The 18328-nt window shown below is 65.1% G+C and carries 17 protein-coding genes; 2 read left to right on the top strand and 15 right to left on the bottom strand.

Annotated features, from left to right (window positions below; genetic code table 11):
* Window positions 1–78: 78 nt before the first annotated feature.
* Together ACFJI2_RS20260 and ACFJI2_RS20255 are read left to right on the top strand one after the other, a co-directional pair.
* Window positions 79–846, top strand: a complete 768-nt coding sequence (locus tag ACFJI2_RS20260; protein ID WP_377701606.1) for a hypothetical protein — start codon at window positions 79–81, stop codon at window positions 844–846.
* Window positions 843–3101 (top strand): hypothetical protein, encoded by a 2259-nt coding sequence (locus tag ACFJI2_RS20255; protein WP_377701604.1) that lies wholly within the window; start codon window positions 843–845, stop codon window positions 3099–3101. The genes ACFJI2_RS20260 and ACFJI2_RS20255 overlap by 4 nt, the downstream gene beginning before the upstream one ends.
* Here the strand turns inward: ACFJI2_RS20255 and ACFJI2_RS20250 are convergent, their stop codons facing one another.
* From ACFJI2_RS20250 to ACFJI2_RS20180, 15 genes are all read right to left on the bottom strand, one after another.
* Window positions 3102–4058, bottom strand: a complete 957-nt coding sequence (locus tag ACFJI2_RS20250) for a DNA-3-methyladenine glycosylase family protein (protein ID WP_377701603.1) — start codon at window positions 4056–4058, stop codon at window positions 3102–3104.
* The gene (locus tag ACFJI2_RS20245) at window positions 4055–4945 is read right to left on the bottom strand and encodes a DMT family transporter (protein WP_377701602.1); all 891 of its coding nucleotides are present in this window, start codon (window positions 4943–4945) and stop codon (window positions 4055–4057) included. The genes ACFJI2_RS20250 and ACFJI2_RS20245 overlap by 4 nt, the downstream gene beginning before the upstream one ends.
* A gap of 102 nt (window positions 4946–5047) precedes the next feature.
* Window positions 5048–6070, bottom strand: a complete 1023-nt coding sequence (locus ACFJI2_RS20240; RefSeq protein ID WP_377701601.1) for an XdhC family protein — start codon at window positions 6068–6070, stop codon at window positions 5048–5050.
* A gap of 37 nt (window positions 6071–6107) precedes the next feature.
* Window positions 6108–6533: a surface-adhesin E family protein gene (locus ACFJI2_RS20235; RefSeq protein WP_377701600.1), complete on the bottom strand. Its 426-nt coding sequence runs from the start codon at window positions 6531–6533 to the stop codon at window positions 6108–6110.
* Window positions 6533–7684: a M48 family metalloprotease gene (locus ACFJI2_RS20230; RefSeq protein ID WP_377701599.1), complete on the bottom strand. Its 1152-nt coding sequence runs from the start codon at window positions 7682–7684 to the stop codon at window positions 6533–6535. The genes ACFJI2_RS20235 and ACFJI2_RS20230 overlap by 1 nt, the downstream gene beginning before the upstream one ends.
* 10 nt (window positions 7685–7694) lie before the next feature.
* Window positions 7695–8144, bottom strand: a complete 450-nt coding sequence (gene dut, locus ACFJI2_RS20225; protein ID WP_025595571.1) for a dUTP diphosphatase — start codon at window positions 8142–8144, stop codon at window positions 7695–7697.
* Window positions 8141–9361: a bifunctional phosphopantothenoylcysteine decarboxylase/phosphopantothenate--cysteine ligase CoaBC gene (coaBC, locus tag ACFJI2_RS20220; RefSeq protein WP_025595574.1), complete on the bottom strand. Its 1221-nt coding sequence runs from the start codon at window positions 9359–9361 to the stop codon at window positions 8141–8143. The genes dut and coaBC overlap by 4 nt, the downstream gene beginning before the upstream one ends.
* Window positions 9362–9369: 8 nt before the next feature.
* Complete coding sequence (lspA, locus tag ACFJI2_RS20215) at window positions 9370–9879, bottom strand: signal peptidase II (protein ID WP_377701598.1); 510 nt, start codon at window positions 9877–9879, stop codon at window positions 9370–9372.
* Between the two features lie 67 nt (window positions 9880–9946).
* On the bottom strand, window positions 9947–12811 hold the full coding sequence (ileS, locus tag ACFJI2_RS20210; RefSeq protein WP_377701597.1) for an isoleucine--tRNA ligase: 2865 nt from the start codon (window positions 12809–12811) through the stop codon (window positions 9947–9949).
* A gap of 54 nt (window positions 12812–12865) precedes the next feature.
* The gene (locus ACFJI2_RS20205) at window positions 12866–13843 is read right to left on the bottom strand and encodes a bifunctional riboflavin kinase/FAD synthetase (RefSeq protein ID WP_377701596.1); all 978 of its coding nucleotides are present in this window, start codon (window positions 13841–13843) and stop codon (window positions 12866–12868) included.
* A gap of 135 nt (window positions 13844–13978) precedes the next feature.
* Window positions 13979–15202 carry a tetratricopeptide repeat protein gene (locus tag ACFJI2_RS20200; RefSeq protein ID WP_377701595.1) on the bottom strand — a complete coding sequence of 408 codons (1224 nt, stop codon included), beginning with the start codon at window positions 15200–15202 and terminating at the stop codon, window positions 13979–13981.
* A 68-nt stretch (window positions 15203–15270) separates the two neighbouring features.
* Window positions 15271–15699, bottom strand: a complete 429-nt coding sequence (locus ACFJI2_RS20195; RefSeq protein WP_181260123.1) for a biopolymer transporter ExbD — start codon at window positions 15697–15699, stop codon at window positions 15271–15273.
* Between the two features lie 80 nt (window positions 15700–15779).
* Window positions 15780–16205 (bottom strand): biopolymer transporter ExbD, encoded by a 426-nt coding sequence (locus tag ACFJI2_RS20190; protein WP_056393885.1) that lies wholly within the window; start codon window positions 16203–16205, stop codon window positions 15780–15782.
* 5 nt (window positions 16206–16210) lie between these two features.
* Window positions 16211–17131, bottom strand: coding sequence for a MotA/TolQ/ExbB proton channel family protein (locus ACFJI2_RS20185; RefSeq protein ID WP_165930484.1), 921 nt, complete (start codon window positions 17129–17131; stop codon window positions 16211–16213).
* An 81-nt stretch (window positions 17132–17212) separates the two neighbouring features.
* Window positions 17213–17875: an energy transducer TonB gene (locus tag ACFJI2_RS20180; RefSeq protein ID WP_377701594.1), complete on the bottom strand. Its 663-nt coding sequence runs from the start codon at window positions 17873–17875 to the stop codon at window positions 17213–17215.
* Window positions 17876–18328 lie beyond the last annotated feature (453 nt).

The following is an 18328-nucleotide window of genomic DNA, read 5'->3' as shown; positions in this document are numbered from 1 at the left end:
GCCTAAAGCCTGACGCTGCGTGAGGGTCAAGCGCCGGCACAGCGCAATAGCGGGCTGCTTTCCTTTATGATGTCGGCTATGCAACGCTTACTCATTTTCCTGATGGCTTGCCTGGCCTGTTCCGCGCTGCGCGCCGACGGCTCGGCTGGCCGGCCCGCGCACCCTGCGCTGGCGCAACTGCCCGCGCGCATGCTGTGGGCGTGGGAGCGGCCGGAAGACTTGCGCTGGCTGCCCGCCGATACCGGTGTGGCCTATGTCGCGTCCACCATCCTGCTGCGCGGCGAGGAGGCGCTGGTCCATCCGCGCGCCGCGCCGCTGCTGCTGGCCGAGGGCGCGGCGCTGGTGCCGGTGCTGCACGTGGACGCTTCCTGGCGCGTGCCGCCGGCGCTCAGTGCGCAGCAGTCCGCGCGCATCGTGCAGGAATTGCTGCGCGTGGCGCAGCGCGGCAACCGCAACGTGGTGCAGCTGGATTTTGAAGTGCGCCGTTCGCAGCGGCCTTTCCTGGCGCAGACCATGGCCGAGATCCGGCGCCGGCTGAACCCGCGCATCGCGCTGTCCGTGACGGCGCTCGCTTCGTGGTGCATGGACGATGCGTGGCTGCCGTCCGGCGTGGCCGACGAGGTGGTGCCGATGGCCTTCCGCATGGGGCCGGGCCAGGACGCGCTGCGCGAACGCCTTGAGCGCCACGGTTTTACCCAGCCTGTCTGCCGCGCTGCGGCGGGCTACGCGAGCGATGAGCCGCCGCTGCGCAGCATCGCCGCGCGCGGCTATTATTTTTCTCCCCGGCCGTGGACCGCCGCCAGCTGGCGCGCCACGCAATCCGACTCTTACTCCGCCATCCCATGAAACGACTCCGCATTCTTCCTTCCCTCCTTGCCGCCGCGCTGTTCCTTGCGCTGCCCCAGGCCGCGCTCTCGAGCGGCGGCGACGGCTTCAGCGCCAACCGCTTCGCATCCGAGTACCAGGTTGCGCCGGGCGTGCTGCCGCAGTTCGCAGGCGGCAACCTGGGCGTGCTGCCCGGGACTTACTGGCGCGTCTACCAGTACCTGGCGTACCAGGCTGCGAAGGGCCGTCCGCTCACGGCGCAGCAGCTCGCCGCGCTGGAGCTGGACCGCTGGCACGTGGGCAAGGGCAGCGACTGGGACTACAGCTATGAGGCGGAGAAGAACGGTTCCGGCGCCTGGCTGAAGGAGCGCGCGGCGTACGCGAAGCAGTGGGGCCTGGCGGACGTGAAGCTGGACGTGATGGCGGACGTGGATCACGCCAGCTACGTCAACTGCCATGCCGACGCGTTCAAGCAGGCGGCGTTGACCATGAAGGCGCGCGCGCAGCTGGGCGCGGGCGGCAAGGCGGACCAGTGGCACAAGGCCTGGCTGCAAGGCCAGGACGCGGTGTTCGCCAACTGCGAGGAACCGCCGTACCAGTATGGCTCGCCGCAGCCGAAGCGCGTGGCGAAGCTGCCGCCGGCGGTCCCGGCGGAGGCGCCGGATTGGCTGAAAGCCGACCAGGCTTACCAGACCGCCGCCGCGCATTTCTACGCCCGCAATTTCGATGCCGCGCGCAAGCAGTTCCAGGCGGTGACGCAGGACGCCAAGTCGCCGTGGCGCACGCTGGGCGGCTACCTGGCGGCGCGCAGCCTGATACGCAGCGCCACGCTGGAGCAGGACGGCAAGGCGCCGGACCGCGCGGCCAAGCTGGCGCTGGCGCGCAAGGAGCTGGAGGCGCTGGCGCCGTCCTATGCGCCGGCCAGGCAAATGATCTCGCTGGTGGACGCGCGCCTCGATCCGGTGGCACGCACGGCGGTGCTGGCGCGCAGGCTGGAGCAGGAGCCGTTCAGCGCCGAGACGCCGCGCTTGCTGAGCGATTACCTGGTGCTGCTGGACAAGCAGCCGCGCAGCGCGATGATCGCCGCGCAGGAGCCGCTGACGGCGTGGATAGGCAGCATGCAGGCCGAGGCGCCGCTGGACATCTATGAAAGCCCGAACAGCAAGGACGTGCAGCAGGCGCGCGCGCAAGCGTTGACGAATTTGCGCGCGCGCTGGCTCAAGCAGAAGGACGACGGCGCGCTGTGGCTGGCGCCGCTGCTGACGCTGGCCCATGCTGGCGAATTGACGGAGGCCGAGAAGAAGGCCGCCGCCGCGGTGCCGGCCCGGTATCCCTTGTACGTGACGCTGCAGTACCACCTGGCGCGGCTGGCCATCGCCGAGAAGCAGGCGGCGCAGGCGGACAAGGACATCGACCGCGTGATGGCCGGCCATGGCAAGGCCATGTCCGTGGCCACCACCAACCGTTACCTGGCGCTGAAGATGTTCTCGGCCGGGACGCTGGACGAGTTCCTGAAGGCCGCGCCGCGCAAGCCCGACCTTGCGGAGGCGGGCGAGCCGATCGACAGCAAGCCGGCCGAGGGCGAGACCGACGAGGACTTCGGCCGTAGCGTGTACCGCTATTTCCCGACCAGCGAACTGCGCGCGCTGCTGGCGCATCCGCGCCTGCCCAGGCAGTGGAACGATCCTTTGCAGGAAACCCTGCTGGCCCGCGCGCTGATCTTCAACGACGAGGCGACGGCGCTGGCGCTGCTGGACGGCGTGGCGCAGGGCCGCAAGACCACCGAGCACCTGTATGCGCGCTACCGCAAGGCGGCCAGCGGCGCGGAGCGCAAGCTGGCCGGGGCGCTGATCCTGGTGAACACGCCGGAGCTGAATCCGTCGGTGATCGACGCGCAGGGCCGCAGCCGCAACTGGGGCTGCCGCTCGGGCGGCATGGAGCAGCCGGGGTCCGATCCGGCGCAGCCGCCGCGCTACCTGAGCGCCGAGCAGCTGGCGGCGGCGGGCAAGGAGCAGCAGCAGTTGCTGAAGCTGCCGCTGCGCACGGAGTTCATCGCGCCGACGCTGCTGGCGTGGGCGAAGCAGAAGCCGAACGACGAGGAGGCGCCGAAAGCGCTGCACTTCCTGGTGGCGTCCACGCGCATGGAGTGCCCGTACGGCACGGACAAGGAAGAGAAGGACCAGCTGCGCTCGCAGTATTCGAAGGAAGCCTTCAACCTGCTGCACAAGCTGTACCCGAACAGCAAGTGGGCCAGGCAGACCAAGTACTTCTTCTGATCAGTCCTCGGCGCGCGGATGCAGGCTGGCCCACAAGTGGGCCGCCGCCATGGTGCGGTGGGGCGCGTAGCGCCTGAGGATTTCCTCGGTGCGCGGCATGTCCGGCTTGCTGTCCTCGCCGAGCAGCGCCTGCAGCGCGGCGCGGATGGCGACGTCGCCGTGCAGCGAGCAGTCGGGGTAGCCGTAGCCGCGCAGCAGGCCGTAGTTGACGGTCCACGGGCCGATGCCTTTCACGGCCAGCAGCGCCTTGCCGATGTCGTCGATGCTGTTGCCCGGGCCGGGCGCCAGATCGAGTTCGCCGCCAGCCACCAGCGCGGCGAAGCGCAGCAGGGTTTCTGCCTTGGCGCGCGAGAACTTGCGGCTGGTGAGATCGTCCACTTGCAGGCGCGCGGCGCTGGCCGCGTCGGGGTAGCACCACAGGCCGCTGCTGTGCTGCGTGCCTGCCTGCAGGATAAAGGTGCGGCGCAGCGAGATGGCGAAGGGCAGGTTGATCTGCTGGCCGATGATGGCCCAGGTGAGCGCTTCGAACACGGTGGCCGACTGCACGATGCGCAGGCCGGGCTGGCGGCGCGACAGTTCGCCCAGCAGCGCGTCGTTGGCGGCGAAGTCGAGGAAGGGCTGGGGATCGATGCGCAGGCCCAGCACGTTGAGCACGGCGCCATGCGCCTGCTCGGCCAGCGCGGCGGGCAGGCCGGCTGCGGGCGCTGTTGCAGGCGCTGCTGCTGCTGCTGCTGCTGCTGCTGCTGCGCCCGGCAGATCGGCCTGCACCGCGTACTCGGCATAGCCGGCGCCGGGCGGCAGCGCGATGTCCAGCACCAGCGGCACGCCGTCCATTACCACGCCCTTGCGCAGCCGTTGGGGGCTGATCTGCTCGGCCACGCTTTCCGCGTCGCGGCTGTGGAAGGCCAGTACGTCGTGCAGGCGGTAGCCTTGCGGCAGCGGGATGCGCTGTTTCATGCGGACGCCGACTTGCGCAGCCAGCCGAAGCCGGGTTTGAATCCCGTCACCAGCGCGGTGCCGACAATGACGATGGCCGAACCGGCTATCGTGTACCAGCCCACCACTTCATTCAGGAACACGGTGCCCAGCAGGATGCCGAACAGCGGGCTAAGGAAAGTGACGGTCAGTGCCGACGTCGGGCCGACGTCGCGGATCAGGCGGTAATACAGCAGGTAGGCCACGCCGCTGCACAGCACGCCCAGCGCAAGCGCGGCGCCCATGATGCCCACCGTGGGTGTGCCGGGCTGCGGGAAGAAGGCCAGCGAGGGCAGCACCAGCAGGGCGGCGGCCCACATGCTGCCGTGCGCGTTGGCGAACGGCTCCACCGCCTTGGCCGACTTGGCGTAAGTGCTGGCGATGCCGTAGTTGAAGGCGGCAAACAGCGCGGCGGCAATCGCCACCCCGGCGCCTTCGCGCGAACTGACATGGTCGAAGCCCACCAGCAGCGCCACGCCGCCGGTGCCCATGACGAGGCCCAGCATCACCCGCGCGGACACCATCTGGCGCTGCCAGACGGCGCCGATAAGGGCGCCCCAGATCGGCGCGGTGGCGTTCAGCACCGCCATCACGGAGGCGGACAGCGTGCGCGCGGCGTAGGCGTACAGCAGGAAGGGCAGGGCGGAATTGAAGAAGCCCAGGATCAGGTAGTGCTTCCAGTTCTGGCGCAGGTCGAGCGGCTTTTTCATCAGCAGCGCCACGGCCAGCAGGAACAGCGAAGCGAACACCACGCGGTATTCGATCAGCACCGCCGGCCCGAGCACCGGCGCGGCGATGCGCATGAAGAGGAAGGAGCCGCCCCAGATGGAGGCAAGCAGGATAAGGCGCAGCAGGTTGGCAGTACTCATGGGGGCTGGGTCCGATGGATGGTTGGGCGGCGCCATTGTGCGGCCAGCGCCGGATAGGCGCCAGCCGGTTCTTGCTTTTGAATTCGTTCTGCTACCGGATGCTCAGGTCACCACGCAGGCGTTGGGCGCATCCGGCGTGGATGGCGCCTCGGGCGATGCGGCGTGCTTGATCTGCAGGGCGGACGGCACGCCGTTCTTCACCGCCGTCATTTCGGCCAGGATGGAGATGGCGATTTCGGCCGGCGTCTTGCTGCCGATGTACAGGCCGATCGGGCCGTGCAGCTTGTCGAGCTGCGCTTCCGTGACGTCGAACTGCACCAGGCGTTCGCGGCGCTTGGCGTTGTTCACGCGCGAGCCGATGGCGCCGACGTAGAAGGCGTCCGACTTGAGCGCCTCCATCAGCGCCAGGTCGTCCAGCTTGGGGTCGTGCGTCAGCGCCACCACGGCGCTTCGGTGGTCCAGGCGCATCTCCAGCACCAGGTCGTCGGGCATGGCGTGCACCAGCTGCACGCTGTCCACCTGCCAGCCGGCGCGGTATTCCTCGCGCGGGTCGCACACGGTGACGTGGTAGTCCATGGCGGTGGCGATCTGCGCCAGGAAGCGCGACAGCTGGCCGGCGCCGATGATGAGCAGGCGCCAGCGCGGGCCGTGCTGGGTCACCAGTTCGCCTGGGCGCAGTTCCAGCACATTGCCAGCCGTGGTATGCGCCAGCTGGACCGCGCCGGTGGCGAGGTTCAGGCGGCGCTCGACCAGCTGGCGCTGTTCCAGCATGTCCAGCAGTTCGGCGATGCGGCTGTGCGCGCCCAGCGGCTCGATGGCCAGTTCGATGGTGCCGCCGCAGGGCAGGCCGAAGCGGTGCGCCTCGTCGGCGGTGATGCCGTAGCTGACCACTTCGGGTGCGTTGCGGGTAATGCCATGCTCGCGCACGCGGGCAATCAGGTCGTCTTCGATGCAGCCGCCCGAGACCGAGCCGACCACGCGGCCGTCGTCGCAGATGGCGAGCGTGGCGCCGATCGGGCGTGGGCTGGAGCCCCAGGTCTTGATGACGGTGACCAGCTCGGCGCGGTGGCCGGCGGCGACCCAGGCGGCGCTGGTTTTGAGTACTTCGAGGTCTATGCTGTCCATGGCCTTAACTATACTACGGCGCTGGCACTCCGTTTTGTCAGCGCAGTTTTTTGCGGCAGACGTACTTGAAGGCGGTTTCCGTGTGGCTGCCGGCGGCCGGTTTTTCGGCGTCGTACTGTTCGTATTTGAAGTTGCCCACCGCTTCGCCGCGCGCCAGGGTGGCGGGGTAGAAGGTCTGCGCCAGCAGCGTGACGCTGTGGTCCTTGCAGGCGTACAGGTACTGGGCTTTCAGCGAGCGGTAGGCCTTGCCGTCGGCGGCGGTCTGCGGCTTGCTGTAGGAGACCAGGGTCCAGGCCTTGCGGGCGTCTTCGGGGCCATCCTCCACCCTGGCGACGCTGCCCTTGTCCACGTAGAGCGTGGCGCTGCGGTTGCCGGACAGCTTGCTCCAGTTGGCGCCCTGCGCCGCCTGGGCGAAAGCGGGGAGAAGCAGCGCCGCCAGCAGCGGCAGGGCGGCGCGCTGCATCACGGCACCAGCGGCTTCTTGGCCACCAGCTTGGCCTTGATCTCGGCCACGCCTTTGTCGATGGCGGCAAAACGGGCGGCGGTGCCGGGGTGCTGCGCGGTGTAGCCGTTCATCACCGAAGCCGGGTATTGCGACGACAGGCGCTGCCAGAAGGGCTTGACGCGCTCGATGCTGTAGCCGGCGCGCGCCAGCATGTACAGCGCCAGGTTGTCGGCCGCCGCGTCCAGTTCCTGCGGCACCGCCTTGATGCCGCCGCTGCCGATCAGCAGCGACAGGTCCGGCTTGGTGCGCACCAGGTTGTCTATCATGCTGCCCACGGCCGCCGAGTTGCGCATGGCGCCGGCATGGCCCAGCACATTGTGGGCGATGTCCTTGGCCAGCACGTAGGCGATGGCTTCGTCGCTCTGGGCGAAGTTCATCATGCCGCGCGTGATCAGCACGCGCTGGCCGTCGGCGTAGGAATTGATGTTGTCGGCGTTGCCCAGGTGGACGCGGATGGCGCAGGCGCGCGTGACGGGCACCTTGAGCGTCTGGTTGTTGCCGTTGCGGGCGACGGTCATGTCGAGCGCGGCCTGCTTGCCCACCAGCGGGCCAAGCACCTCTGCCGCCTGCGATTCGGCGTCCGGCCCGCCCGGCAGGGCCTTGCCCTCCACGGAGACCAAGCCGTCGCCTTTGCGCAGGCCGGCGCGCGCGGCGCCGCTGCCGGCCAGCACGGAGCTGACCTGCAGGCGTTCGCCGTAACCCAGCACGGCGCGCGCGGCTTCGGAAAATTCACCCGGATAGGAGTAGCGGTTCTGCGCGGTGAAGCCGAGCAGGTTGCGCGCCATGCTCTTGCACAGGTCCGCGTTGTTGATCAGCAGCGGGGCGGACACGCGCGACAGGCGGTCCTGCAGGTTCACCATCACGCGCAGCGCGTCCTGCGCGGCGGCTGCCTTGGCGCTCAGCACTGGCTGTTGCGGTTCTGCGGGGGCTGACACGGCGGGGCCGGGCTGCGGGGCGCCGGCCTGCGGCGCAAACGTGGAGCAGGCCGATAGCAGCGCCGCCGCCAGCGTTGCCGCCGCAGTTGCCAACGTCCTGCCTGCCGGTCTTGCCGCCCGTGCCGCCACCGTTACCGTCACCGCATTCGCGGTGGTTTGCGCCTTGCCTGCCATTCGTGTGTCCTCAGTGTTTGCCGGTGCTGCCGAAGCCGCCTTCGCCGCGTTCGCTGCCGCCGAATTCTTCCACCACGTTGAAGCCCACTTGCAGCACAGGCACGATAATCAGCTGGGCCAGGCGCTCCATCGGGTTCAGCGTAAACGTATTGTGACCCCGGTTCCAGGTCGACACCATCAGCTGGCCCTGGTAGTCGGAGTCGATCAAGCCTACCAGATTCCCGAGCACGATGCCGTTCTTGTGTCCCATGCCGCTGCGCGGCAGGATCATGGCGGCGTAGCCCGGATCGCCAATGTGGATGGCCAGGCCGGTGGGCACCAGCACGGTCTGGCCGGGCTCGATCACCAGCGGCGCGTCGATGCAGGCGCGCAGGTCGAGGCCGGCGCTGCCCGGGGTGGCGTAGGCCGGCATCTGGTCTTTCATGCGCGGGTCGAGGATTTTGACGTCGATATTTTTCATTGGAACAGGGAATGCTTGTCGATGCGTTTGGAAATTTCGGAAATCAGCTGGCGCGCCAGCGTCAGCTTGTCGGCGCGCGGCAGGATGGTATGGCCGTTTTCGTCGAACAGGATGATGGTGTTGTCGTCCTGGCCGAAGGTCTGGTGGCCGATGTTACCGACCAGCAGCGGAATGCCTTTCTTCTCGCGCTTGGCCGCGCCGTATTCGAGCAGGTTCTCGGATTCGGCGGCGAAGCCCACGCAGTAAGGATAGCCGGCCAGGTTGGTGCGGGTGGCCACGGTGGCCAGGATGTCCGGGTTCTGCTCGAACTTCAGGTCCGGCACGGTGCCGTCGCCTTTTTTCTTCATCTTCTGCGTGCTCGGATTGGCCACGCGCCAGTCGGCCACGGCGGCCACCGAGATGAACACGTGCTGGCCGTGCACGGCCGACAGCACTTCGTCATGCATCTGCTGCGCGCTCTGCACGTTGATGCGCTGCACGCCGAACGGCGTGGGCAGCGCGGTGGGGCCGGAGATCAGCACCACGTCGGCGCCGGCTTCGCGCGCGGCGCGCGCCACGGCGTAGCCCATCTTGCCCGAGGACAGATTGGTGATGCCGCGCACCGGGTCGATGGCCTCGAAGGTGGGGCCGGCGGTGATCAGGATGCGCTTGCCGGCCAGGACTTTCGGCTGGAAGGCGGCGATCAGTTCGGCCAGCAGCTGCTCGGCTTCGAGCATGCGGCCCAGGCCCACTTCGCCGCAAGCCTGTTCGCCGGCGGCGGGACCGAAGACCTGCACGCCGTCGTCCTTGATCTGCTGCACGTTGCGCTGGGTGGCGGGGTTCTGCCACATCTCCACGTTCATGGCCGGCGCCACCAGCAGCGGCACCGTGCGCGGACGCGCCAGGCACATGGTCGAGAGCAGGTCGTCGCACACGCCGTGCGCCAGCTTGTAGATGAAGTCGGCCGAGCAGGGCGCGATCAGGATGGCGTCCGCATTGCGGGTGACGTCGATGTGGGCCATGTTGTTGTCCACGCGCGGGTCCCACTGGCTGGTGTAGACCGGCTTGCCGGACAGCGCCTGCATGGTGACGGCGGTGATGAAGTGGGTGGCCGCGTCGGTCATCACCACCTGCACCGAAGCGCCTTCGCGCGTGAGCGCGCGGCACAGTTCGGCCGCCTTGTAGCAGGCCACGCCGCCGGACAGGCCGAGGACGATTTTTTTGCCGCTCAGTTCCATAACTGCTCCTACTTGTTCACTCTGCGCAGTTCATCGAGGATGAACAGCGCGGCGCCGACGCAGATGGCCGAGTCGGCGATGTTAAAGGCCGGGAAGTGGCCCAGGCTCTTCCAGTGGAAGTCCAGGAAGTCCACCACGTGGCCGTACAGGATGCGGTCGATCACGTTGCCGATGGCGCCGCCCAGTATCAGCGCCAAGGCCCAGCAGAACATGCGCTGGCCGGCGTGCTTTTTCAACAGATAGACGATGTACAGCGCCGCGCAGATGCCGATGGCGGTGAAGAAGTGGCGCTGCCAGCCGCTTTCGTTGGACAGGAAGCTGAAGGCCGCGCCCTTGTTATAGGCCAGCACCAGGTTGAAGAAGGACGTGACCGTCACTTCCTCGCCCCAGCGGAAGGTCTTGTTGATGGTGATCTTGGTGACCTGGTCCAGCAGGATGACGATGAAGGCGATGCCCAGCCATGGCGTCAGGCCGCCGGAAGAGGACTTGGAGGAAAAGCTTTTTGGTTTGGATGCCATGGACGATAGGATAGGGTTGCGTAGGGCGGGTTAGCGCAGCGGTGCTGCGCGTCACCCGCCGGGGAGTTTAAGCGAACTTGCGCTTCTCGCCCGCACCGAACAGATTGCTGTGGCAACGGCCGCACAGTGTCGGGTGGTCGGCATGCGCGCCCACGTCGGCGCGGTAGTGCCAGCAGCGATCGCACTTGGCCGCGGCCGATGCGGCAACGGCCACCGCTTCGTCGGCTTCCGAAGCCACCTGCACTGCCTTGGCCTGCGAGGTGATGAAGACGAACTTCAGGTCCTCATCCAGGCTGGCCAGCAGCTGGTACTTGTCGCCGAACGCCTTGATTTCCAGCTCGGCCTGCAGCGAGGAGCCGATGGCGCCCGAGGTGCGCAGGTCTTCCAGCTGCTTGGTCACGCCGGTGCGCACGTCGCGCAGGGCGGCGTACTTGGCCAGCAGGGCTTCCGAGTCCGCCACGGCAGGCAGTTCCCACCAGGTTTGCGTGAAAATGGTTTCGTCGCTGGCCTGGTAGGCTTCGGCGCCGGCGAACACCGCCCACGCTTCCTCGGCGGTGAAGGACAGCATCGGCGACATCAGGCGCAGCAGGCTTTGCGTGATGTGCCACAGCGCGGTCTGCGCCGAGCGGCGCTGCTGCGAATCGACGGCCGAGGTGTACAGGCGGTCCTTCAGGATGTCCAGGTAGAAGCCGCCCAGGTCTTCCGAGCAGTAGTTCTGCAGCTTGGACACCACCGGATGGAACTCGTAGCTCTCGTAGTGCTTGGCGATGTCGGCCTGCAGGCGCGCCATGTCGGCCAGCGCGTAGCGGTCGATCTCCAGCAGCTCGGCCACCGGCACGGCGTTCGCCTTCGGGTCGAAGTCCGAGGTGTTGGCCAGCAGGAAGCGCAGCGTGTTGCGGATGCGGCGGTACGACTCGGTCACGCGCTTGAGGATCTCGTCCGAGATCGACAGCTCGCCGGTGTAGTCGGTGGCGGCCACCCACAGGCGCAGGATGTCGGCGCCCAGCTTGTTCGACACGTCCTGCGGCGACACGGTGTTGCCGATCGACTTGGACATCTTCTTGCCTTCGCCGTCCACCACGAAGCCGTGCGTCAGCAGCGCCTTGTAGGGCGCGGCGCCGTTCAGCATGGAGGAGGTCAGCAGCGAGGAGTGGAACCAGCCGCGGTGCTGGTCCGAGCCTTCCAGGTACAGGTCGGCCGGGAAGGCGCTTTGCTCCTTGTGCGAGCCGCGCAGCACGGTCTGGTGCGTGGTGCCGGAGTCGAACCACACGTCCAGCGTGTCCTTGTTCTTCTCGTACAGGGCCGCGTCCGCGCCCAGCAGGGTGGCCGGATCCAGCGACAGCCAGGCGTCGATGCCGTTCTTCTCGATCAGCTGCGCCACCTGCTCCAGCAGCTCCGGGGTGCGCGGGTGCAGGTCGCCGGTTTCCTTGTGGATGAAGAAGGCCATCGGCACGCCCCACTGGCGCTGGCGCGACAGGGTCCAGTCCGGACGGTTGGCGATCATGCCGTGCAGGCGCGCCTGGCCCCAGTCCGGGAAGAACTGCGTCTCGTCGATGGCCTTGAGCGCGGTCTGGCGCAAGGTAGGGCCGCCGTCCTTCGGGTGCGCGTCCATGCCGGCGAACCACTGCGACGTGGCGCGGTAGACGATGGGGGTCTTGTGGCGCCAGCAGTGCATATAGCTGTGGTCGAACATCTTCAGCTCGAACAGCGCGCCGGCCTCGCGCAGCGCGTCGCAGATCGGCTTGGAAGCTTCCCAGATGGTCAGGCCGCCAAACAGCGGCAGCGTGGGCACGTATTTGCCGTCGCCCATCACCGGTTTCAGGATCTCGTCGTCCTTCATGCCGTGCGCCTTGCAGGAGATGAAGTCGTCCTGGCCGTAGGCGGGCGCCGAGTGCACCACGCCGGTGCCGCTCTCGGTAGTCACGTAGTCGGCCAGGTAGACCGGCGACAGGCGGTCGTAGAAGGCGTCGCGGGCATGCAGCGGGTGCTTGAAGCTGATGCCGGCCAGGTCCTGGCCCATGCAGGTGCCGATGGTCGTGCCTTCGAGCTTGTAGCGCGCCAGGCAGGATTCCACCAGGTCTTGCGCCAGGATCAGCAGCAGCGGCTGGCCGTCGCGCTCGGCCTGCACCAGCGCGTACTTCACTTCGGCGTGCACGTTCAGCGCCTGGTTGGACGGGATGGTCCACGGCGTGGTGGTCCAGATCACGATGAAGCCGTTCTGCGTCGGCAGGGCCGGCAGGTCGAAGGCCTTGGCCAGCTTGTCGAATTCATGGAAGGCGAAGCCGACGTCGATGGCCGGATCGCGCTTGTTCTGGTATTCCACTTCCGCCTCGGCCAGCGCCGAGCCGCAGTCGAAGCACCAGTTCACCGGCTTCAGGCCGCGGTAGACATAACCCTTCTCCAGCAGCTTGCCGAGGGCGCGCAGCTCGTCGGCTTCGTTGGAGTAGTTCATGGTCAGGTAAGGATTCTCCCACTCGCCCAGCACGCCCAGGCGGATGAAGTCCTTCTTCTGGCGCTCCACCTGCTCGTAGGCGTAGGCGCGCGCCTTGGTCAGCACGTCGGCGGTGGGCAGGTTCTTGCCGTGCAGTTTTTCGATCTGGATCTCGATCGGCATGCCGTGGCAATCCCAGCCGGGCACGTAGGGCGCGTCGAAGCCGGCCATGGTGCGGGCTTTCACCACCATGTCCTTGAGTACCTTGTTGACGGCGTGGCCGATGTGGATGTCGCCGTTGGCGTAGGGCGGGCCGTCGTGCAGCACGAACTTCGGACGGCCGGCGGCGGCCTTGCGGATGCGGTGGTAGATCTTTTTCTCTTGCCAGTCTTTGACCCAGTTCGGCTCGCGCTTGGCCAGGTCGCCGCGCATAGGGAACGGGGTTTCGGTCATGTTGACCGGGTATTTGCTTTCAGCCTTCTTTGGTTTGTTGTCGGACATAGCGATCTTCAAGTGGGTGTATCGGGGGGACTGCTGCGGGTACTGCAGGCAGCGTCAAATTCGGTCGGTGGCGTTGACGGCGCCGGTGCTGGTGCGCTTGGCGAACCAGGCGCGCGCGAGTTCGGCGTCGCGGTCGATGGCCGCCGTCAGCGTGGGCAGGTCGATGAACTTCTCTTCGTCGCGGATCTTCTCCAGGAACTCCACGCGCACGTTCTTGCCGTAGCAGGACTGGGCGTAGTCGAAGATATGCACTTCCAGCAGCACGCGGCCGGCGTCTTCCACGGTGGGGCGCACGCCCAGGCTGGCCACGGCCGGCAAGGGCTGGTCCGCCAGGCCGTGCACCTGCACGATGAAGATGCCGCCCAGGGCGGGGCGGTGCGGCACGCGCAGGTTCAGCGTGGGATAGCCGATGGTGCGGCCCAGCTTGGCCCCGTGGATCACGTGGCCTGAAATCGCATACGGGTGGCCCAGCAGCTGCTCGGCGTGCGCGAAGTCGCCTTCGGACAGCGCGGCGCGCACGGCCGACGAGGAAATGCGGGTCGAACCCTTCATCACCGTGGGCAGGGTGTGCACCTCGAAGCCGTACCGCTTGCCGGCCTCGATCAGCATGGCCACGTTGCCGGCGCGGCGCGCGCCATAGCAGAAGTCGTCGCCCACCATCAGCCATTTCACGTGCAGGCCGTCCACCAGCACGTTCTCGGTGAATTCCTGCGGCGTGAGCGAGGCGAAGGCATTGCTGAAATGCTCCACGATGACGCGGTCGATGCCGTTATTCTCCAGCGACTGCAGCTTGTCGCGCAGGTTGGCGATGCGGGCCGGAGCCTTGCTCAGGTCGCCGGCCTTGCGCGCGAAGAATTCGCGCGGGTGCGGCTCGAAGGTCATCACGGCCGCCTCCAGGCCCAGCTGGTCGGCCGCCGCGCGCACCTGCGCCAGCAGCGCCTGGTGGCCGAGGTGGACGCCATCGAAGTTGCCTATCGTCAGCGCGCAGGGCGCGCGCGCCGCTGCATTGGGAAGTCCGCGAAATACCTTCATGGGAATCTGGAGCGAAAAACTGGGCTAAATGGGGGATTATACGGACTGTTGGCCGGATTCACATGGGGAAACACCCGAAAAGCAAAAAAGCGCTGCGGGCGTGAGCCGGCAGCGCTTTGGTTCCCGGACGGGAAATTACATCGGGTGGTTGATCTGCATGATGTTGTAGCGGGCCAGTTCGGCTTCGCCTGCCGTGCCCTTGACCGCCTTCAAGGTGGCGATGGCGGCGGCTTTCTTGCCGGCAATCGCCTGTGCCTGGCCGTAGTGCAGCTTCATCTCTTCAGGACGGCGCGCGGTGCCGAACTTGATGGCTTGGTCCATCAGCTTCAGGCCGGCGTCGCCTTTGCCTTCGCTGACCAGGGCGTAGCCCAGGTTGGCCAGGCCATCGGCGTCCTTGTTCTTGATGAACTCGGCTTCGGCGGTGGCGCGGTTCTTCTGCGCTTCGGCTTCGGTCTTCACTGCCAGGTCCTTGAGGCGCTGGTGGCGGCCGGCGTCGGCGCCGGTGCCCAGGGCGCCCTTCTTGTAGCCCTGGTCGATCACTTTCAGCGCTTCGGCCGGGTTGGCCACTTGCAGCGCCAGCTGGCCCATTTCCATGTATTCGTTCGGCTTGGCCAGCAGGCCCAGCTGCATCTTCAGGCGCAGCAGGTCCAGGTTCAGCGTGCTCGAGAAGCCAGGCTTGCCGGCCACGCGGTTCAGCAGGTCGGCCCAGTAGCTGGTCTTCGGGTAGCTGCCGGCCAGTTTTTCCAGCGTGGCCACGTAGCCGGCCTTGTCGTTCTGTTTCAGCTGGATGTTGGCCAGCATCTGCAGATTGGCTTCGGACTGCTTGCCGCCGGCTTGCAGTTCCTTGGCCGCTTCGGCGTATTTGCCGCTGATGTAGTAGGTCTGGACCAGCAGGTCATGCATCTGGGCGTCGTTCGGATTGTCTTTCAGCGCGCGCTGAATCCAGGTGATGGCCTTCGGGTAGTCCTTGGCGCGGTAGTAGATGCCGGCCAGGGCTTGGGTGAATTTGGGCGATTCCGCAGCGGACAGGCGGCCGGAGTTGACCACGGCTTCAAACGCGCGGGCGGCGGTGTCGTTGTCGCCGGCGGCCGCTGCGGCCGAGGCGCGCACGCGCTCAATCTGGTATTTCTCGAATTCGGTTTTGCCACCGACTGCGTCGGCTTCCTTCAGTTTGGCCAGCGCTTCCTTGTGCTTGCCGGAGCTCGTCAGCTTCTGTGCTTCCTGCAGCGGCTTGCCAACGGCGGCGCTGACGGCGTCAGCAGCGTAGGCAACCGAGGTCAGACCGGTCAGGGGAGCGGCAGCGGTGAAACCGATGGCGGCCATCACCAGGCCGAGATGGGCGAGACGAAACTTGGTCATGAGGAAGTATTCTTTCTGTAAAAACGAAATAGGCAGGAAGACCTGCCTATCGCGGAAAATAGTACGGATTATTGGAACTGTTCGTTGCCGACCAGACCAATCTTGGTCACACCCAGACGCTGGGCCGAAGCCATCACGCCTGCCACCGATTTGTACGACACCAGCTTGTTGGGGCGCAGATGCACCTCAGGCTGGTCAGCTTGCGCTGCCACGGCGACCAGTTTCGATTCCAGGGTAGCGCGGTCAGGAACAACCTGGTTATCCCACAGAATCGTACCGTCGAAGTCGACGTCAATCGTAATGACCACTGGGTCCTTGGTAGGCGGCGGCGGGGTGCCGACCGGCATGTTCAAGTTCACCGAGTGGTTCGCTTTCGGAATGGTGATGATCAGCATGATGATCAGTACCAGCATGACGTCGATCAGCGGCGTCATGTTCATTTCCATCATTGGTTCGGGATCCGCACCGGCGGACGGCGAACCGACATTCATACTCATGGTGTTTCCTTTGTAGAAGGTGACTGGACCTGCCCCGGCCAAACCGCCGGCCGGGGCATCGAGGGTCAAAGGCCTGCGCCTTAACCCTTGTCAGGTGGTTCGGTGATGAAACCGACCTTCTGGATACCAGCACGCTGAGTCGTGAAGATCACTTTGCCGATCGACTCGTACTTGGTTTCTTGGTCACCACGTACGTGCACTTCCGGCTGCGGCAGCTTCACGGCCTCTTTTTTCAGAAAATCGAACAGCTCATTCGTGTCCGCCATTTTCTTTTGATTCCAGTAGATGTCGCCATCCTTGTTAACAACGATGTTGACGTCTTCCGGTTTGGTCTGAATTACCTGGTTGGTCTCTTCCGGCAGCTTGATCTTCTGCAGTTTGAGAACGACCGGGCTCGTAATCAGAAAGATAATCAGCAGAACCAACATGATGTCCACGAGGGGCGTCGTGTTGATTTCTGACATTACCTGATCTTCTCCGCTATCGGAGCCTACGGACATCGACATGGTTATTATCCAATCTTTTTAGCGCCGCCAGCACGGATAGCCGAGTCAGCGGTCGACATTGCGCCCGAGATCAGCACCGAGTGCACGTCGGCGGAGAAGGCGCGCACGTCTTCCATGGCGGACTTGTTACGACGCACCAGCCAGTTGTAACCCAGAACGGCAGGAACTGCCACGAACAGACCGAAGGCGGTCATGATCAGTGCTTCACCCACTGGACCTGCCACTTTGTCGATCGACGCGTTACCGGTCATACCGATGTTGATCAGCGCATTGTAAATACCCCAAACGGTACCGAACAGACCGATGAACGGTGCGGTCGAACCCACGGTAGCCAGGAAGGACAGGCCGTCTTGCAGGCGCGACTGGACTTTGTCCACAGCGCGCTGGATCGACATGGTCACCCAGGTCGACAGGTCGATTTGTTCCAGCAGGGCGCCGTCGTGGTGCGCGGTAGCCTTGGTGCCGGTTTCAGCGATGAAGCGGAATGGCGAACCGTCGGTCAGGGTGGCGGCGCCGGCAGCGATCGAGGATGCTTTCCAGAACTTGGCAGCGGATTCTTTCGACTGCTTGAAGATCTTCATCTGGTCAATCAGCTTGGTGACGATGATGTACCACGAACCCATCGACATGATCGACAGGATGATCAGGGTGCCACGGGAAACGAAACCACCGTTCCAGACGGCTTCGAAGCCGAATGGGTTTTCCACTTCTTCAGTCTTGGCTGCTGGAGCCGACGCTGCTGCTGGAGCTTCTGCTGCTGGAGCTGCTGGAGCTGCCGCTGCATCCGCTGGCGCCGCTGCAGGTGCCGAAGCGGCTGCCGACGCTGGTGCGTCAGCCATGGCTGGGGCGCTGACCAGGGCGGTTGCTGCGGTCACCGAGAACAGCACAGCGGCCAGTACAGCGGACAAACGGGTATTCTTAAACATGCTTCCTCCAAATTGATAAAATAATCAGTTCGCTGAAATGTCAACGAAGTACTAAGTGGGACGTAACTGCTGCCCCGGTTTTTATTCCAGCGTCCAGACGTATTGCATTTGCATCCACGCTTGCTCCGGCTTGCCGTCGGTCATGCCAGGCTTGAATCGGCACTTGGAAATACCCGCCATTGCGGCTTTGTCCAAATCCCTGAAGCCACTGGATTTCACTAATTTGGATTCGACGACGTGGCCGTCTACACCAATCAGGAACGATAACGTGACCGTACCGGTTTCTTCATTGCGCAGGGAGGATTTAGGCCACTCTGGTTTTGCGCAAGTGTTGAAGTCGGCAACTGCAGGCACGTGTACCGATTTTGCAGGCGGCGCTGGCGGTGCCGGTGGGGCAGCTGGCGCCGGTTTCTGCAGTTCGTTCGTCGCAGGTTTCACGTTGGTCGCATTGGCGATCACGTTCTGCTGCGGCGGCGGCTGCTGCACGTTCACCTCAACCGGAGGAATGAAGGGCGGTGGTGGCGCCTTCATCTCTGGTGGTGGTGGCGGTGGTGGCAGTTCTTTCGGAGGAGGTGGTGCCACTTCCTCGATGATCTTGGTTTCTACGGGTTCGACCATTTTGGCGACCAAGCGCTTGCCCAAGCCCGATACGATCCCGTAGGCAACCAGGATGTGTAACAAGACCACGACGGTTATGCCAGTCAGGTTCTTCTTGGCGTCCTTCTCGTTATGACTGAAATTCATGCCTGCTTTCTCCAATACCAACTCTTTTGTACTACCTCGAACCCCGTTATGGCGACAAAAAGCTCCAGCCGCATCCGGGACGTCGGCGAATTATACATACGAATCCTTCAATTTACATAGAATTTTGATCCCTAAAACCGGTTAAATTTCATGTGCTTAGCTGCGTTTTGCGGCCCGCCGCTGCACCGTTCTGGCACAAAAAGCAAGACTTCCCGGCACGTTTTTGGGGAGTTTTTTTTCGCCCCTTCACGATGTTTATTTTTCCGCCGAAAAACGGAATTTAATGCTGGGATTGGCCTGACCAACCACGTAAAAGTTGGTCGACACCGTTGCTTGCATGCAACTCAACCACGCTTGCAATATGAATAGTATAGAAGAATTTTGCTGACGGGCGCCCGTTAAGGTGGTCTTAAAAATTGTTCTATCTATATGCGCCGCGCTTCTGTGCCGCGC

This window comes from Pseudoduganella sp. UC29_71, from assembly GCF_042693265.1.
In the GTDB taxonomy this organism is placed as follows: domain Bacteria; phylum Pseudomonadota; class Gammaproteobacteria; order Burkholderiales; family Burkholderiaceae_D; genus Rugamonas.
Note: the sequence above shows the minus strand (reverse complement) of the source record. Positions and strands in the feature narration are given on the sequence as shown.

Coding starts and splice junctions, on each gene's coding strand:
- ACFJI2_RS20185 (WP_165930484.1), bottom strand. CDS start 17,131: ATGTTTAAGAATACCCGTTTGTCCGCTGTACTGGCCGCTGTGCTGTTC.
- ACFJI2_RS20255 (WP_377701604.1), top strand. CDS start 843: ATGAAACGACTCCGCATTCTTCCTTCCCTCCTTGCCGCCGCGCTGTTC.
- ACFJI2_RS20180 (WP_377701594.1), bottom strand. CDS start 17,875: ATGAATTTCAGTCATAACGAGAAGGACGCCAAGAAGAACCTGACTGGC.
- ACFJI2_RS20245 (WP_377701602.1), bottom strand. CDS start 4,945: ATGAGTACTGCCAACCTGCTGCGCCTTATCCTGCTTGCCTCCATCTGG.
- dut (WP_025595571.1), bottom strand. CDS start 8,144: ATGAAAAATATCGACGTCAAAATCCTCGACCCGCGCATGAAAGACCAG.
- ACFJI2_RS20235 (WP_377701600.1), bottom strand. CDS start 6,533: ATGCAGCGCGCCGCCCTGCCGCTGCTGGCGGCGCTGCTTCTCCCCGCT.
- ACFJI2_RS20250 (WP_377701603.1), bottom strand. CDS start 4,058: ATGAAACAGCGCATCCCGCTGCCGCAAGGCTACCGCCTGCACGACGTA.
- lspA (WP_377701598.1), bottom strand. CDS start 9,879: ATGGCATCCAAACCAAAAAGCTTTTCCTCCAAGTCCTCTTCCGGCGGC.
- ACFJI2_RS20200 (WP_377701595.1), bottom strand. CDS start 15,202: ATGACCAAGTTTCGTCTCGCCCATCTCGGCCTGGTGATGGCCGCCATC.
- ACFJI2_RS20240 (WP_377701601.1), bottom strand. CDS start 6,070: ATGGACAGCATAGACCTCGAAGTACTCAAAACCAGCGCCGCCTGGGTC.
- ACFJI2_RS20260 (WP_377701606.1), top strand. CDS start 79: ATGCAACGCTTACTCATTTTCCTGATGGCTTGCCTGGCCTGTTCCGCG.
- ACFJI2_RS20205 (WP_377701596.1), bottom strand. CDS start 13,843: ATGAAGGTATTTCGCGGACTTCCCAATGCAGCGGCGCGCGCGCCCTGC.
- coaBC (WP_025595574.1), bottom strand. CDS start 9,361: ATGGAACTGAGCGGCAAAAAAATCGTCCTCGGCCTGTCCGGCGGCGTG.
- ACFJI2_RS20190 (WP_056393885.1), bottom strand. CDS start 16,205: ATGTCGATGTCCGTAGGCTCCGATAGCGGAGAAGATCAGGTAATGTCA.
- ACFJI2_RS20230 (WP_377701599.1), bottom strand. CDS start 7,684: ATGGCAGGCAAGGCGCAAACCACCGCGAATGCGGTGACGGTAACGGTG.
- ileS (WP_377701597.1), bottom strand. CDS start 12,811: ATGTCCGACAACAAACCAAAGAAGGCTGAAAGCAAATACCCGGTCAAC.
- ACFJI2_RS20195 (WP_181260123.1), bottom strand. CDS start 15,699: ATGAGTATGAATGTCGGTTCGCCGTCCGCCGGTGCGGATCCCGAACCA.